The 14,919-nt window shown below is 45.1% G+C and carries 12 protein-coding genes; all 12 read right to left on the bottom strand.

The genetic code is table 11. The features are described 5' to 3' along the window. Nucleotides 1–3,135 carry a DEAD/DEAH box helicase family protein gene (locus tag R3D00_25685; GenBank protein ID MEZ4776594.1) on the bottom strand — a complete coding sequence of 1,045 codons (3,135 nt, stop codon included), beginning with the start codon at nt 3,133–3,135 and terminating at the stop codon, nt 1–3. Beyond that, entirely contained in the window at nt 3,135–4,781 is a 1,647-nt protein-coding gene (locus R3D00_25680) for an ATP-binding protein (GenBank protein MEZ4776593.1), read from the bottom strand. The genes R3D00_25685 and R3D00_25680 overlap by 1 nt, the downstream gene beginning before the upstream one ends. Nucleotides 4,782–4,994: 213 nt before the next feature. Then, nucleotides 4,995–5,363 carry a four helix bundle protein gene (locus R3D00_25675; GenBank protein MEZ4776592.1) on the bottom strand — a complete coding sequence of 123 codons (369 nt, stop codon included), beginning with the start codon at nt 5,361–5,363 and terminating at the stop codon, nt 4,995–4,997. Between the two features lie 127 nt (nt 5,364–5,490). Then, a complete protein-coding gene (locus R3D00_25670; protein ID MEZ4776591.1) occupies nt 5,491–7,485 on the bottom strand; it encodes a site-specific DNA-methyltransferase in 1,995 nt (664 codons plus the stop codon). Between the two features lie 191 nt (nt 7,486–7,676). Further along, a complete protein-coding gene (locus R3D00_25665; protein MEZ4776590.1) occupies nt 7,677–7,883 on the bottom strand; it encodes a type II toxin-antitoxin system Y4mF family antitoxin in 207 nt (68 codons plus the stop codon). Between the two features lie 201 nt (nt 7,884–8,084). Next, a complete protein-coding gene (locus R3D00_25660) occupies nt 8,085–8,876 on the bottom strand; it encodes a nucleotidyl transferase AbiEii/AbiGii toxin family protein (GenBank protein MEZ4776589.1) in 792 nt (263 codons plus the stop codon). Continuing rightward, a complete protein-coding gene (locus R3D00_25655) occupies nt 8,873–9,691 on the bottom strand; it encodes a type IV toxin-antitoxin system AbiEi family antitoxin (protein ID MEZ4776588.1) in 819 nt (272 codons plus the stop codon). Before R3D00_25655 ends, R3D00_25660 begins: the two co-directional genes overlap by 4 nt. Nucleotides 9,692–9,905: 214 nt before the next feature. Continuing rightward, complete coding sequence (locus tag R3D00_25650) at nt 9,906–10,127, bottom strand: hypothetical protein (protein MEZ4776587.1); 222 nt, start codon at nt 10,125–10,127, stop codon at nt 9,906–9,908. Between the two features lie 79 nt (nt 10,128–10,206). Beyond that, nucleotides 10,207–11,589, bottom strand: coding sequence for a tRNA uridine-5-carboxymethylaminomethyl(34) synthesis GTPase MnmE (gene mnmE / locus R3D00_25645; GenBank protein MEZ4776586.1), 1,383 nt, complete (start codon nt 11,587–11,589; stop codon nt 10,207–10,209). Between the two features lie 121 nt (nt 11,590–11,710). Continuing rightward, nucleotides 11,711–12,073, bottom strand: a complete 363-nt coding sequence (locus R3D00_25640) for a four helix bundle protein (protein ID MEZ4776585.1) — start codon at nt 12,071–12,073, stop codon at nt 11,711–11,713. 256 nt (nt 12,074–12,329) lie between these two features. Further along, nucleotides 12,330–13,865 carry a DUF4301 family protein gene (locus R3D00_25635; protein ID MEZ4776584.1) on the bottom strand — a complete coding sequence of 512 codons (1,536 nt, stop codon included), beginning with the start codon at nt 13,863–13,865 and terminating at the stop codon, nt 12,330–12,332. Between the two features lie 15 nt (nt 13,866–13,880). Continuing rightward, the gene (locus R3D00_25630; GenBank protein ID MEZ4776583.1) at nt 13,881–14,918 is read right to left on the bottom strand and encodes a formylglycine-generating enzyme family protein; all 1,038 of its coding nucleotides are present in this window, start codon (nt 14,916–14,918) and stop codon (nt 13,881–13,883) included. Nucleotide 14,919: the final 1 nt, after the last annotated feature.

The raw sequence follows: 14,919 nt of genomic DNA, 5'->3' as shown, positions 1-14,919 counted from the left end.
TTATTTCAATTGAACTATCTCCATTAGCCTCTCATAGCTACTCACTTTTGAAAACTTTACAATTCCGCCACTGATCGTATCGAAATGTTTTTCGGCGCAATGTATTTTCAGCTTCTCTATCTCCCTCAAATCCATATCTGAATCCGAACCTTTCGTTTCGGTTACAAAGTAGATATGCCGCGCTTTATCCTTATCAAATACAATCGCCCAGTCCGGGCTGTAATTTGCTACCGGAGTCGATATGTAAAAGCTCCGTGGCAACTTGGCATATACCACCACATCTGTGCTGTTCTCTAATGCCCGGGCAAAATCAGTTTCAATCCTGGAGTCGGAAGTCAGGTAGTCGTAAATATGTTTCTTTAAAAGCTCGGAATTGCGAAATGCATTTTTATCGTTGGTGAAAACGGTCTTTGCATCATACGTTTCTTCTATCTTATGATAAACGATATTGTGAATGATAAGGCGTGCTTTTACCTCGTTTATAAGCTTGCTGCATTTAGCAATAAACGCTTCAGGGTTTTTTCGAATCAGAAGAAATTTTTCTTCCCGGATAGATTTTAATATCGATACAATTGTCCTGCGGGTAAGTTGTGTACGATCTTCTATTTCGCCTACGATGTCATAGACAGCATCTGAATAAAGATCGTTTTTGAGCTTCAAGTACTCCCTCTGTGTCTCCTGCACCAGATTCCCTTCCTCCATCTGCACTTTGGTACCATCTCTTAATTCCCCTGTTTTTACCTCATAAACCCGGTCGCCTATGTGGAGTTGAGAGTTGATCTGACTTTTGCTGTCTTTGATGAGTTGTTCTGTATCAAACTTTACTTCATAGATAGTTTTCAGGTTGATCTTTTCCCAAAGTGCCTGAAATTCTTTCTTTTTGAAGTTGAGGTTGGTGTTGAGAATGATGCTCTGCCGCTCATCTTCCGGCTTGAACTCTCCACCTGAGTAAATGGATTGTAAAAGCTTGCAAACAGACTCTTTGAAAGGTTCAAGCTTCTCAGGTAAGGCAACTTTGCCTTGCTCAATGAGTTCTTTTCCTTTTGATGTTATCTTGTAGTCTTCGTCAATGATTTCTCCTACTATGAGTTTGAACTGAAGCTTTTTGGCATCATCTTCTGTAATGCGTAATTCTTCACCTTGCTCATTGGTTACCACCTTGCCCACAAAATATTCCACTTCTGCTTTTTGCGGACGGTCTTTCAGCGTAGCGGCTATTTCGCTCTGCAGCCCCCTTGCAAATGCTTCATAACTTTCTGATGCTATTACTGTGAGTTTGTTGACTTCATGCACCTGTTCCCCTATAAGCTCAAAATCCTGGCGAACCCCACGCTTATCCACACACAACCGCATTCCCCGGCCTACCTCCTGCCTTCTGCGGGTCTGACTCCCACTCTCTGCATTTTTTAGCGCGCAAATTTGAAATACATTCGGATTGTCCCAACCTTCTTTCAATGCGGAGTGTGAGAATATAAAACGGGTGGGTTCCTCAAAACTCAGTAGCCTTTCCTTATCTTTCATAATCAGGTCGTAGGCAGAAATGTCTTCTGAGTCTTCGCTACCTCTTTTTACAGTTGGATCAATAGATTTGCCTTTCTTGTCGATGGAGAAATAGCCCTCATGTACCCTGTGTGCATCATCTCTGTTAAGATATTCGGCATAATGGGTTGGCATATAACCTTTATGCACAGTGCCGGGATCGGTATCTCTTAAATAATCGTTATAATCCTGATTAAATAAATCCAGAAATTCATTTCTAACCTTATTGTATTCTTCTTCGAATATTTGCGCATATTCCCCCAAAGCCTGCTCTCCCGCTTCATCATACACACGGTATTTTTCCACCGAATCAATAAAGAAAAGACTCAACACTTTGATCCCTTTTTCATAGAATTGTTTTTCCTTTTGCAGGTGTGACATGATGGTTTCCCGTATCTGCACCCGGCGAAATGCTTTTTCATCAACATCGTTCAAGATATCTCCGGGGTAAATATCCGTCCCGTTTACCACTACTTTATTCAGATAACCATTTATCTCAGTAATATTTTGGTTTTTATAGGCCGGAAGATTGCCTGAAAGCTCATAGAGACTAGCTCCTTCTCCCAATTTCTGCCTTACTTTTTTCACACCCTCACCCACACGTTTTTCAAACTCAACTACGGCGTAAGGTGGTTTGGTCGTGCTCAGGCTGATTTGCTCCAGGTATAAATAACCGGTGGTGCCGGTCGAACCTTTCAGGCTGATGCCTTTCACCTGTATTTTCTTTACAAGGCGTTTATTGTAAGCATCCAGGGCATCCAGCCTGTAAATCTTGTTGTACTCTACTTTGTGGGTTGCTGAATAACGCAACGTAAACAATGGGTTGAAGTCCTGCATGCTTTTCAGGGTCTTCTCACCGTCCACCGATTGCGGTTCGTCAATGATGAGAATGGGGTTGGTTTGGGCAATAATGTCTATCGGCCTTCGGGTGCCAAACTGATCCAGTTCCTGATAGATACGTCTTGCATCTGCCCCGCTGGCATTAAAAGCCTGGGTGTTGATAATCATCACACTGATGCGGCTGTCAGATGCAAAGTTTTCTATATCCTGTGGCCTGCCTGAATTGTATATGAAAGGATTGATTTTGTGGCCGTACAATTCCTGAAAGTGATCCTGAGTTACCTGAAACGATTTGTACACCCCTTCGCGTATGGCTATGCTCGGTACGATGACAATAAACTTGCTCCAGCCATAATGCCTGTTTAGCTCGTACATGGTGCGGATGTAGGTATAGGTTTTACCTGTACCTGTTTCCATTTCTATCGTAAGGTTATACCCCAGCTTTACGCCTTTTGGTCGCTCTATCTGAGCGCTCTCATTCAGGTCGTTGTGTTTTTGCACTTCCTGTATGTTGGTATGTACTTGATTTTCGGAAATTTGGACAGGACTATTGCGGTAGCCTATTTCTTCAAGTACTTCCGTTTCAAACGCAACAGCCTGCACTCCGCCCAAAGCAGCTTGTTTTGTTTTCCTGATAAGTTCTTTGCTGCGTTCCAACGTGAAGCGATTGGTCCTGAGGGGTTGCCCCGCAAAACAATCTACCACTGCTTTTACCGCCTGAACCTGAAAGTCTTGTTCTTTGAATTGGAGTTTCATCATTTTACAATCAATTTCATGATTTTTCTGCCTGCTTCAGTTATTCTGTACCGCTGATTGGGACTTGTCCTTTTATCCGGATATTCCATTCGTATCCAGCCGATATTAATTAAGGGATCGAGGTACTTCTGTCTATTTGTTGTATGATTACTTAACCCCATTTTATGAAACAATTCTTCTCTTTTGATCCATTCTTTTGCTGTACTGAGTACTTCACTTACTCTGGTATGTACTTGTTCACGAAGTAACTTCTTAACCGGGTCACTAACTTGGTCACCAGCTTCACCATCAACCCCATGATCAGCGCCTTTGCCATAGTCAATTACCTCTTGTATTGTGCTGAATACGAGTGGTTTAGCTTTTTCGCCAGCTTGGTCACTAACCCGGTCACCCGCCTGGTTTCCAACAGATCTCCTTGCAGGAAGTGTAACAAGCACATAACTAACATCATCTGTTTCAAACATTGGCGTAGAAGAACCATTTGCCTCCATAGCACCATATATAACAGGGAAACCCGTTCCTCTTCCTTCAGTCAGTCGGAGTTCTTTGAGAAAATCCCCAATTCTTCTATTCCGATATTCTCTGGCAATGATCCTTTTTTGGGTAGATAATACGTCGGCATTCACCGGAGGTACGGGACCTGGGTGACTCAGGATCGTCATTCTGTCCGGAAATATCTGTATTTCTATGGGTGCTCCATGCTCATAGCTTTTGTGATATACTGCATTGGATAACGCTTCCTCAATGGCTACAAATGGGTAATTGAAAAAACGCTCTGATTCAGCTTTGTCAGCATGTTTCATTACTTGTTCATTCACAATATTTGAGCGAATGAAAGATAGCGTATCACGCAATTGCTTGTGCAGGGGGCCTTTAAAGTACACTTCTTTAAAATTTTTACCTGATTCATCTTTATGCCAGACCAATTCAATCCATGCCCTTTCAAAAAAACGCTCCGGTTGTTTTGAGAAGAATAACAACCCCACATTTACCGGCCTGAAGTCTTCCCTGGGGCCTTTGCCAATCAGCATCGTACGGCATAGGTCTGCGAATGGCATTTTTTCACTTTCTTCCAGCAGGTTGCTATTGATCTCCTGTAAATACTCTCGTATCAAACCCAGGTTCAGGTCGTTAATGGTTGCCTGATTATTTACACGGTCATCAAAAGGTATGCGTGCAGTCAATTCATGCAGTCTGCGCAAATTTTCTCCCTGAGCCACGATACTCCGTGAGCCGATCCGCACATAATAAGATCGCTGTGCCCGGTCTCCCAGGGTAGAAGGAGCCGAGTAGGGGCGATTATCACCCGCCGGACACCAGATAACCAGGATATGTTTCGCATACAACACATAAGGCGCTATTACGGGAAAGTAAGTGGGCTGAATTCGGGTAGCAAGACGAATGATTTCTCCCTGAATGCGATCCAATTGATTAGGCTTCAATCCCACCGGAGGAAGAATGGGTTGCCCCTCCTGCTCGGCCACCCCAATAATGATATATCCGCCCCCCCAGTTGTGCAGGTCATTGGCAAAGGCACACATGGTGTGGATCACATCCTCTGGGTTCCAGCCTTGCTTGAACTCCAGCCGTTCCCACTCAATGGTTTGCCCGTGTATCAGGTCTGATAGATTAATAGGGAGTGCCATGTTTTTAATTGTTAATATGTACCAAAGCCTGCACTCTGCCGGAAGCCGCCTGAACCTGAAAGTCTTGTTCTTTGAATTGGAGTTTCATAAGTGGTTGGTGGTTGGTGGTTGGTGGTTAGTGGTTAGTGGTTAGTGGTTAGTGGTTGGTGGTTAGTGGTTGGTGGTTAGTGGTTAGTGGTTAGTGGTTAGTGGTTAGTGGTTGGTGGTTAGTGGTTAGTGGTTGGTGGTTTGTTTGTTCTGCTTCGCAGTTTTAATAATGGCGGTGCATAACCTGAGTAGTTCAGAAGCTTCTTTGTGCAATTCATTGAAGCTCATTTCAGTGAGATATTCTGTTGCATGCAGCAACTCCAACCAATACACCGTTTCATTACACTCCTTTTGTGCAATACCCATTTTATGAATGAAATCGGCTTTACTTTCTCCATGTTCAGCTTCTCGGTGTAAGGCACCAATAGCGGTAGCTGAACGCAATAATTGTTTACTCAAAACAAATTCCTTCTGCTCTGAGCTCAACAACTTACAGACTTTAACGACCTTAATGGCAAAACCAAAACTCTTCTCCCTAAAAACATGCTTACCCATAACCAAAAACATTTTTAACTAACAACTGACCACTCATCACTCATCACTCATCACTAACCACTAACCACTCATCACTCATCACTAACCACTCACCACTCATCACTAACCACTCATCACTAACCACTCATCATATCACCTTCATCTCCGTCTCCGGACTCAACTGCTTGAGCAACTGCTTCACATTCACCTTGGCGGTGTCGTCTTTAAAGCTATTATCCCGAAAGACAATCCGCAAGGGCTGATCTTTGGCTATTTCTTTGGCAAAGGCTTCGTCAATCCCGCTATCAAAGCAGGCATAGAGCGAGTTTTCGGCGACTTTGAATACCTGCCTACCCGCTACTTTTACCTGCTCGATCTTCAAGCTCAGCAGCAATCCCCAGTCCAGCATCACCTGCGCCAGCAGGTCGTCTGCCGTGCGGTCGGGCTTTACATTGTCGGCAAAGAGGTCCAGGTTGGCTTGTTGGTAGTCTTGCGGGCGATAATACACGTCCTGCATATTGCTGCTGTCGAGGCGATAGACGCGGAAGCCGGTGTCTAAATGGTTAATGGTTAATTGTAAATGGTTAATTTCTGCTAGCAGGTTTTTGGCTTTCTCATCTATGATTCTCCCCTCCGGAAAAACCCATTGACCATTCACCATTGTCAATTGACCATTAATCTGCTTTTCTAATTGCTGCTTCTTCTCATTAACCATTGACCATTGACCATTCACAATTGATTTTCCGGCGCGGCGGATACGCTCTTTTGCTATTTCTGATATAGTGCTAAAGCCACTTTTCTTTGCATTACTATCTTCTTCGGTTGCTTCAGGTATTTGAATTTGAATGAAGTTTCTATTTAACCTATCAGTCGCATTTAAATCAAGAACGGCATGCCCTAGAGTTCCTGATCCAGCAAAGAAGTCAAGAACAAAGTCTCCGCTTCCAATATTTGCTAATTCCATTAGATATTGGATGAGTTTTATGGGTTTTGGTGTATCAAACACATCTTCTGGCATCAACTTAAGAAGCTCATACTTTGCTTGTCTGTTATGCCCGCTCTTCTTTAAGTCAATCATTAAAGTTGAAGGAGGAAGGCCTGCCATATCTTTTAAATATGTCCTTCTTCTAATATTGGTACTATCTTCATTAAACCTTATTTCTCCTGAATCAATCTTTTCGTTCATTAATTTCTGAGACCATCTCCAACCATTTTTGGGCGGTTTAATGATATTTCCATTTGGTGCAACCAAATCATAAATAAGATTTTCTCGATAATTTGGAGAATTGAGTGGGTTGCCATCAAAGTAAGGGCCGAGAGGATCATTGTCAGGATTTTTAAAGTGTGACTGCTTTGATTCATCTTTTATCCTTGCTGGTTGCCACTCTTGTTTTTTTGAATAAACGAGAGTATGGTTGTGGTCTAAAGAGAATCTTTTAGCGTCATTGTTACTGTTGTCTTTTGATCGCCAAATTGCATCTGCTATGAAACAAACTTCACCAAAGACTTCATCAGCTATTTTTTTCAAATTAGCGGCTTCATTATCATCTATCGAAATAAAAATCACCCCATCATCGGTCAATAGATTCCTCGCCAACTTCAACCGGGGATACATCATTGACAACCAATCAGAATGGTAGCGCCCTGCGGTTTCGGGGTTTACGACAAGGCGCTGGTTGTACTCGTCTTTTTGGCCACTTTCAAAAAGTTCTTCCTGGCCGGTTTTTGAAAAATTGTCTTTATACACAAAGTCCTTTCCCGTATTGTAGGGTGGGTCTATGTAGATCATTTTGATCTTGCCGAGGTAGCTTTCCTGCAGCAGCTTGAGCACTTCGAGGTTGTCGCCTTCTATGTAGAGGTTTTGGGTATTGTCAAAGTCCACGGAGTCGGAGCGCACGGGGCGCAGGGTTTTGGTAGTAGGGAGGTTGGCGGTGACGATGGCTTCGCGCTTGCCGGGCCATTCGAGGCGGTAGCGCTCTTTGTTGCCTTCCACTACCTGGTGGCTCAGCTCCTGCTTCAGCAGGTCAAAGTCTATGGCTTTGCCCCCGGCGCTTTCGGTCACGCAGTGGGGAAAAAGGGCGGCGAGTTTTTCGAAGTTTTGATTTACAATATCAGGAGATTGCAGGTCGAGTTTGTCGGTCATGTCGTTGTGTTTTTTCGATAAAAACAGGACTTCCAAGATAATCAGAAAGCTGATAGATTTTTCATTTTTGTGCTAAAACTTCGCAAAACAGAAGGGGTAGGGCGCATTTAATCCTGTTTGGCAAACAACCTTTGGGCCCTGCCATCAATCTGACAGGCGGATTTTTTTTCGTCAGAGAGTAAAGAATGGCTTTAGCTTGAGGAAGCTTTCATCGAAACGGGGCCCAACTCATGGCCAAACATGGCCAGCACGATATTGACCTTTTCCACATTGAGGTTGCGTTTGCCCTGTTCTATTTTCCGTATCACCGTAAGCGCAACACCTGCCCGGTCTGCAAGCTCCGGCTGGGTAAGGCCGGCCTCTTTCCGGCGGGATTTTACAAATTCACTGAGGCTCATTTATATGGAATCAGATATAATTACGACTAAATATACGTTTTTATATCTAAAAGAATATAATGCTGCGGGAAAATTTATAATTATATCTATTTAGATATAATTAGGAGGAGGGTTTAAGGTTGTTTCTCTGAGGAAAAACTACCTGAAAGGTTACATTGTTAGCAATAGCCGCAGGGCGGTGAGTTATTTGTTTAATCCCCATCAAATTTTTTCAATTAAGGTAGTTCTTACTAATTCGTAGGCTTTTTGCGGATTGTACGGTACATCCGGTCGGAGTAATGCAGTGGTATCTCCTAAAAACTCAACATCCTGAATTTTTGCTTCCATATTCAGAATAAATTCACGCTGACTGGGAGGGTTTTCTACAGAGAATCTCATGTATTCACGATAGCTTTGCAGCAGGGCATCAATATCCATATCTGGTTTTTGGGTTAAAGCAATGTACATATCGTAAAGGTCTCGGCCTTTTCTGCGTTGATATAATGCCCGAAGCTTCGTTCCCATCAATTCTTCTAACCGATAAGTAGTGAGTTGACAACTACCGGTAAACCATGAAGAGTTGACTGTAAATGGGAATTGATGGAATCCATGGATTGAAAAATGCTCTCTTGTATTCGCCTCAACTTTTAGTCGTAATCGTATGATCGGTGGAAATTCGGAATCAAACCGGCAGATGATTTGAGTACCGTCTCTCCTGGGTTTAACAACAGAATCGCCCAAAAATGCCAGAACATGCTGCAACCTTTGTACAGTTTCTTTAATTGGCTCGGCCCTTATCTGTACCAGGTCTATATCTTCTGAATAGCGTGATTGCGCCTTAAAATATAGTTTGTGCAAAGCAGTTCCTCCTCTGAAGGCCAAACTAGCTGCCAACCATTCATCAGAGAATATCTCAACCAATGTGCGGCAAATCACCAAATCTTGTTCTACTTGCTCATTGCTTTGCCAGGGTACCTCCTGGCGCCATTCATTTATATAAGCCTGTGGTATCATTCGTCTATTTCAATTGAGGTGTTTACAATTACTTTCCAGCGGTTTTCTGATGAATACCCTCTGGTTTCAGCAGCTGGTTTTAGGGGTATTCGGAATAGCAGAAGCCCTTCCTCAGCCATAGCAGAAAACAAAACATCAGCCAATAAATGATTGTGGCACACTTGCTCTAGTATAAAACCAAGTCTCTGTAAAGCTGTCGAATGGCTGTGATGCAGGAGTTCAGGTGTAAAATCTGAGGGCCTGATACTTTCTATCAGCTCGCTGAGCACAGCGGCAGCCCGATTAAGACCGCCGATTCGTTTCTCAAATTGAATCAGGTCGCAAGCAGTCAATATAGCATTGGAAATCGTTATATAACCCGCTTCAGTTTTTCTCTTTTCCAATAAAATGTTTGGAATTTGCCTTATGCTTATATAATTGATTTTCAATCCTTTTTTTTGCATAGGTCGTAGCACGGGGAAATTTGTCAATACAAAATACTCTTGCGGTTGCTGGTGGGATGCGCCATGTAAAGCAGCAGCACTAAGTAAAGACACATAGTATGGCCTTTTTAGATAACTCATAAAAGCATCCAGAAATAGAGCAGGAGGCAAAATTCCCTTCAAAGCATATTGAGGGGGCAGAATGACGTAATACCCCTTATAAATGGAGACAATCTTCCCCTTCTTTGTTAACCTGCTTAAAGCTCGCTTAATGGCTGTCGGGGTATAATCCGGCAGTTCTTTTTCTAATATTCTCAATGCGAACCCATAAGAACCTCTGGCCAATAACCTTTCTAGCCAGTCTTCTACTCGGATCTCATTCAATTCTTTCATCGCGAGAGTAATTTTTTGCGAAAAATACCGATTTTTGGTACTTATTGCAAAAAATCTATTCAGAATCAGATTCGGTTGTTTTTTTGGGGGCAAACATCCCTTCCCTATACTAAAAATAACCAGCACTGGTTATTAGCTGGTTATGATTTTTTTGTGAAAAAACTACCTGAAAGGTTACATTGGCAGCAAAAGCCGCAAGCGGTGAGCTATTTGCTTAATCACCATCAATCTTACCAAACTCCTCATCAATCACCTGTTGTATTTCTTCTGCTTCCGCCGGAGATATCACTGCAAAATAACGGTTCATTGCATGTTTTTGGCTTTTTGCAGGCTTAGAACCATAGGATTTTAGTACCTGCCATACCTCGAAAAGGGGTTTGAGCAGTGCTGGTGGGGCCTCCTGTATATCCTTTAGTAATATTTCCCGAATACTCATGTTCCCTGTACTTTTTGGTTTGTACGTAATTTATGTCTTTTTAGGTTGATTTCCATATTTCGTCTAAAGAATAGAAAATCTATTTCCCTATACAAAACTTCGAGAAAATATTCCCCAGTATCTCTTCGGTGCTGATGTCGCCTGTGATGCTGCCGAGGTGGTGCAGTACGGTGCGGATGTCGATGGAAAGCAGGTCGCCTGTGAGTCCGCTGCGGAGGCCTTCTTCTACTTCCAGCAGGGCTTTCCGGGCCTGCTGAAGTGCCTGAATATGACGGGCATGGGAAATGATCACCTGCCCCGGGGCATCGTTGCTGAGGCTGCGCACGGTGTCCACCATCCAGGTTCGCAGGCCGTTGAGGTGATAGCCGGTTTTGGCCGAAATCCCCAGCCATGCATACTTCAGACCGGCGACATCGTGCTGGCTTACATAAGCTTCGGAGTCGGCGATCTGGTCCAACTTGTTGGCGGCCAACACCACTTCTACTCCTTGCGGCAGCCCAAGTGCCGCTACTGCCTCCTGCGCCATTTGGGGTGTCTCCAGCACTGCGTCAAAGACGTAAATGAGCACCTGCGCTTTTTGCGCCAGTTCGAGGCTGCGGTTTACACCTTCGGCTTCGATGATATCGCTGGTATGCCGCAGTCCGGCTGTGTCCATCAGGCGAAACTCAATGCCGCCGATATGGAGGCGGTCTTCGATCACATCGCGCGTCGTCCCCGGTATGTCGCTCACAATGGCGCGGTTGTCCTCCAGCAGGGCGTTGAGCAGGGTGGATTTGCCTGCATTGGGTTTGCCGACAATGACCGTAGGTACGCCCTGGCGCAGGGCATTGCCGAGGCGAAAGCTGTCGATCAGGGAAGAAAAATGCGCCATCATTTCGCCTGTCAGCGCCTGCAACTGACTACGGTCGGCAAATTCGACGTCTTCTTCGCTAAAGTCGAGTTCCAGTTCGATCAATGAGGTGAAATTGAGCAACTGCTCGCGCAGGTCTTTCAATTCGCGCGATACGCCGCCACGCAACTGGTTCATCGCGATCTGATGGGCACCCGCGGAGGTGGAGGCAATCAGGTCGGCGACGGCTTCTGCCTGCGCGAGGTCCATCGCACCGCTGAGATACGCGCGGCGGGTAAATTCGCCGGGCTCGGCAAGCCTTGCGCCGTTTTCTACCAAAAGCAGCAGCACTTCGCGCAGGATATAGGGGCTGCCGTGGCAGGAAAATTCGATTACGTCTTCACGCGTATAGGAGCGCGGCGCGCGAAAAACAGCGGCCACCGCCTCGTCCAGCACTTCACTGCCTTTCAGGATATTACCGTAGTGGAGGGTGTGCCCTTTCGCTTTGGAAAGGTCGCGCGAAAATACAGCATCAGCCATAGCGATCGCCTCCGGCCCGCTAAGCCGGATCACTCCCAATGCGCCCGAACCTGCCGGTGTGCTGATGGCGACGATAGTGTCGTTAATTGTCAATTGTTAATTGTTAATTGTCAATACAGGATGCGACTTACTCATCAAAAATCCCCCCAAATTAAGCATTAACCATTGACAATTAATCATTCCTCATCCCCCATTAACAATTAACCATTGACAATTAACCATTATTAACCCGTTTGGTTGATTTAATAATACTTGTGATAATTTTTATCAATTCTGTCGCGTCATCGTGCAATGAATCAAATAGATCCTGATCTAAAAAATCGGTGGCATTGAGCAATTCAAGCCAGTACAATACCTCATTACATTCCTTTTGCGCGATGCCCAACTTATGCACAAAATCAGCCTTGCTCTCTGCTTGTTCTGCTTCCCTGTACAAAGCCCCAATGGCAGTACCTGACCGCAAAAACTGCTTACTCATCACAAATTCTTTTTTTTCACCCACCAAATATTTATACACATTCACAACCCTGATTGAAAATGCAAAGCTCTTATCTCGTATCGGATTTTCTCTCTTCATTTTTAATTGTCAATTGTTAATTGTTAATGGTCAATACAGGAGGCTACTCACTTTTGAATGGTCAATTGTTAATGGTCAATTGTCAATAAAGGAGGCGACTTACTCATCAAAAATCCCCCCAAATTAAGCATTAACCATTGACAATTAACCATTGACAATTAACCATTGACAATTAACCATTGACAATTAACCATTGACAATTAACCATTGACAATTAACCATTGACAATTAACCATTGACAATTAACCATTGACAATTATCTGTGCTCATCCCTAAGCAGATCATTCACCGTTTTTACAGGATTGAAGGTGATAATGGGTACTTCGACAAACAGTGTATTCCAGTCCGACATGGCGCCGTTCCAAAGTCCTGGCAATTCCAGTGCTTTGAGGTCTTTGCCGCCCTGCGATTTGGAAGAAATGAAGCCTGTCTGCGGGTCGCGGTGCTGAAGCAGATCAAAGGGTTTGCCAAACCGGTCGCGGGGAGCACAGACGAGATCCACGGGATTAAAATGTGTGGCTGTCTCCATCAGGTCTTTTTGGCTGGGATCCTGCGTATCGATTTGCGCGCTTTCGGCGATCTGGAGGGATACGGAGCCGTCGCTGTTTTGCGCCCAGAATGGGCCGCCGCCGGGTTCTCCTTCATTTTTCACCATTCCACACACGCGGATCGGGCGGTTGAGTTTGGTCTGAAAATAGGCCTTTTTCTCTTCTGTACTTAAACTGGCAAATGCAGCGGGCGGCTGGGTACAAAGGGTTTTTTGGATAAATTGGTCAATTTCTCCCAACAGGGTCTCGTCAGCAGTATCGAGTTTCGCCAAATAGGAAAATACCTGTGCCTGAACGTCCAGCAACACCCCTGCGAGGGCTTTTTTATAGCGGTAGGTTTCGCCTTTAATCCTGTCAGGCACCACGTTGTCGATATTTTTGATAAAGATAATATCGGCATCTGTTTCGTTGAGGTTTTCGATCAGTGCGCCGTGGCCGCCGGGACGGAAAAGCAGGCTGCCGTCAGGGTTGCGGAAGGGCTGGTTTTCAGGGTCAACGGCAATGGTATCCGTGGAAGGTTTTTGGATGGAAAAGGAAACCTCAATTTTTACCCCATATTCTGCTTCGATGGCTCCTTTTTTGGCTGCGATATGGCTGGTGAATTTTTCCCGGTGTTCGGGAGAAACGGTCATGTGGAGGTAGGCGGTTCCGCCGCGAACAGTACAGGAGTTGGCGGCTTCGACGAGGTGTTCCTGAGCCGGAGTGCGTTCTCCTTCCTTATATTTGTGGAATTGCAACAGCCCTTTGGGCAGATTTCCGTAATTCAGGCCAGCTTCAGTAAGGAGGTGGCGGAGGATTTGGGGATAATTTTTTTCTGCGAGGAGTTTGTCCCATTCGGCTTCAGAAAAAGTCGCCTTCAGATCATGGAAAAAAGCAAAGTCTTCCAGGTGGTTGAAAAAATAGTAAACAGACTGAAAACTTTTATCTTTTTCAAATTTTGCGTCGTCCTCTGCCGTGCCCTTATAGCTGTCCATCAGGGTAAACAGCGACTTAAACATCCGGCTGGCGGCGCCTGAGGCAGGAACAAATTTGAGTACTTTCTTTTTCGGAAGGGCCTCCTCATACTGGCTTACAGCCTGATTGACAGCGGCTTCTTCAAGACGGATAATCCCATCTCCAACTGTAGCCGCACGGATAATTTTGAGAAAGGGAAAACCCTGGCGAAAATCTTCGATTTGCTTTTCAACAGTAACAAGTGTCGCGCCCTGGTCAGCGATCTGGCGAAGGTCTTTTTCAGTAAACATAGGGGGTATATATGATTAAATATCTTTTACACATCGGAAGCCTACATGAAACAAGCCGGTTTCAGGCGTCGAACCTGACCGGCCCGATACCCGGTACCCGTGGCAATAGTTGGGGTCGCACATAAACGACCCCCCACGCATCACTCTTTCGGGCTCAGCCGTAATGACTTTGTCGGGGTCGTTGGGGTCGTAGGATTTGTACCAGGTCTGGCACCATTCCCATACGTTGCCGCTGATGTCTTTTAGTCCGAGCTGCGTTGCGGGAAATGCACCTACCGGTGAGGTAAATGGAAACCCGTCGGCATTGGTATTAAATGCGGGAAAAACGCCCTGCCAGAAATTGGCCTTATACCGGCCGTTTTCCTCAATTTCGTCACCCCAGGAGTACCTTGCCCGCGAATTGTTGCCATTGCGCGCGGCATGTTCCCATTCTGCTTCGGTAGGGAGGCGTTTGCCCGCCCAGTCGCAATATGCGACTGCATCGTTGTAGGACACCTGCGTTACGGGATGATCGTCGGGCGCAATCGCATGGTCTTTGCCCTGTGGATATTCCCAGTAAGCAGTTTTTTTGAGAAACCAGTTTTGCCCTTCCATATCAAATACCGCTGCATCGCCAAATTTTTCTGCCTGGGTTACATATCCCGTGGCTTTGACAAACTTGCGGTATTGCCCTACCGTTACGGGCGTGATGTCCATAAAAAATCCTCTGATGGAGGAAGACCATACGGGCTGTTCGCGGGGAAGGCCATTCTGGTCGCCAATATCGGTAATGCCTCCGGGAATGAAAACCATGCCTTCGGGTACAGGCGTATTTTCCGGTAGCTTAAACAGCAAATCTTTGTCTCCGGAAAGAGAGACCTGCTCATCAGATGGAGACCTGTTTTCATTCCCGTCGGCTTTGCGACTGGGCGTATTTTTTACAGCATTGGTGCGGCTGAGGTCGAGTTCGTTTCCTTCAGTTACGGCCACACTTTGTTTGTCGGAAGATGATTCGCCACATCCCGCTGCCAGCATCCAACAACAAGCCAAAACTGTCCAGGCAAGGTATTTCATA

This window comes from Bacteroidia bacterium, from assembly GCA_041391665.1.
Taxonomy (GTDB): domain Bacteria; phylum Bacteroidota; class Bacteroidia; order J057; family J057; genus JAGQVA01.
Note: the sequence above shows the minus strand (reverse complement) of the source record. Positions and strands in the feature narration are given on the sequence as shown.

Excerpts from the sequence above, each read along its gene's own strand:
- R3D00_25685 (MEZ4776594.1), bottom strand. The coding sequence starts at position 3,135 with ATGAAACTCCAATTCAAAGAACAAGACTTTCAGGTTCAGGCGGTAAAA.
- R3D00_25680 (MEZ4776593.1), bottom strand. The coding sequence starts at position 4,781 with ATGGCACTCCCTATTAATCTATCAGACCTGATACACGGGCAAACCATT.
- R3D00_25675 (MEZ4776592.1), bottom strand. The coding sequence starts at position 5,363 with ATGGGTAAGCATGTTTTTAGGGAGAAGAGTTTTGGTTTTGCCATTAAG.
- R3D00_25670 (MEZ4776591.1), bottom strand. The coding sequence starts at position 7,485 with ATGACCGACAAACTCGACCTGCAATCTCCTGATATTGTAAATCAAAAC.
- R3D00_25665 (MEZ4776590.1), bottom strand. The coding sequence starts at position 7,883 with ATGAGCCTCAGTGAATTTGTAAAATCCCGCCGGAAAGAGGCCGGCCTT.
- R3D00_25660 (MEZ4776589.1), bottom strand. The coding sequence starts at position 8,876 with ATGATACCACAGGCTTATATAAATGAATGGCGCCAGGAGGTACCCTGG.
- R3D00_25655 (MEZ4776588.1), bottom strand. The coding sequence starts at position 9,691 with ATGAAAGAATTGAATGAGATCCGAGTAGAAGACTGGCTAGAAAGGTTA.
- R3D00_25650 (MEZ4776587.1), bottom strand. The coding sequence starts at position 10,127 with ATGAGTATTCGGGAAATATTACTAAAGGATATACAGGAGGCCCCACCA.
- R3D00_25640 (MEZ4776585.1), bottom strand. The coding sequence starts at position 12,073 with ATGAAGAGAGAAAATCCGATACGAGATAAGAGCTTTGCATTTTCAATC.
- R3D00_25635 (MEZ4776584.1), bottom strand. The coding sequence starts at position 13,865 with ATGTTTACTGAAAAAGACCTTCGCCAGATCGCTGACCAGGGCGCGACA.
- R3D00_25630 (MEZ4776583.1), bottom strand. The coding sequence starts at position 14,918 with ATGAAATACCTTGCCTGGACAGTTTTGGCTTGTTGTTGGATGCTGGCA.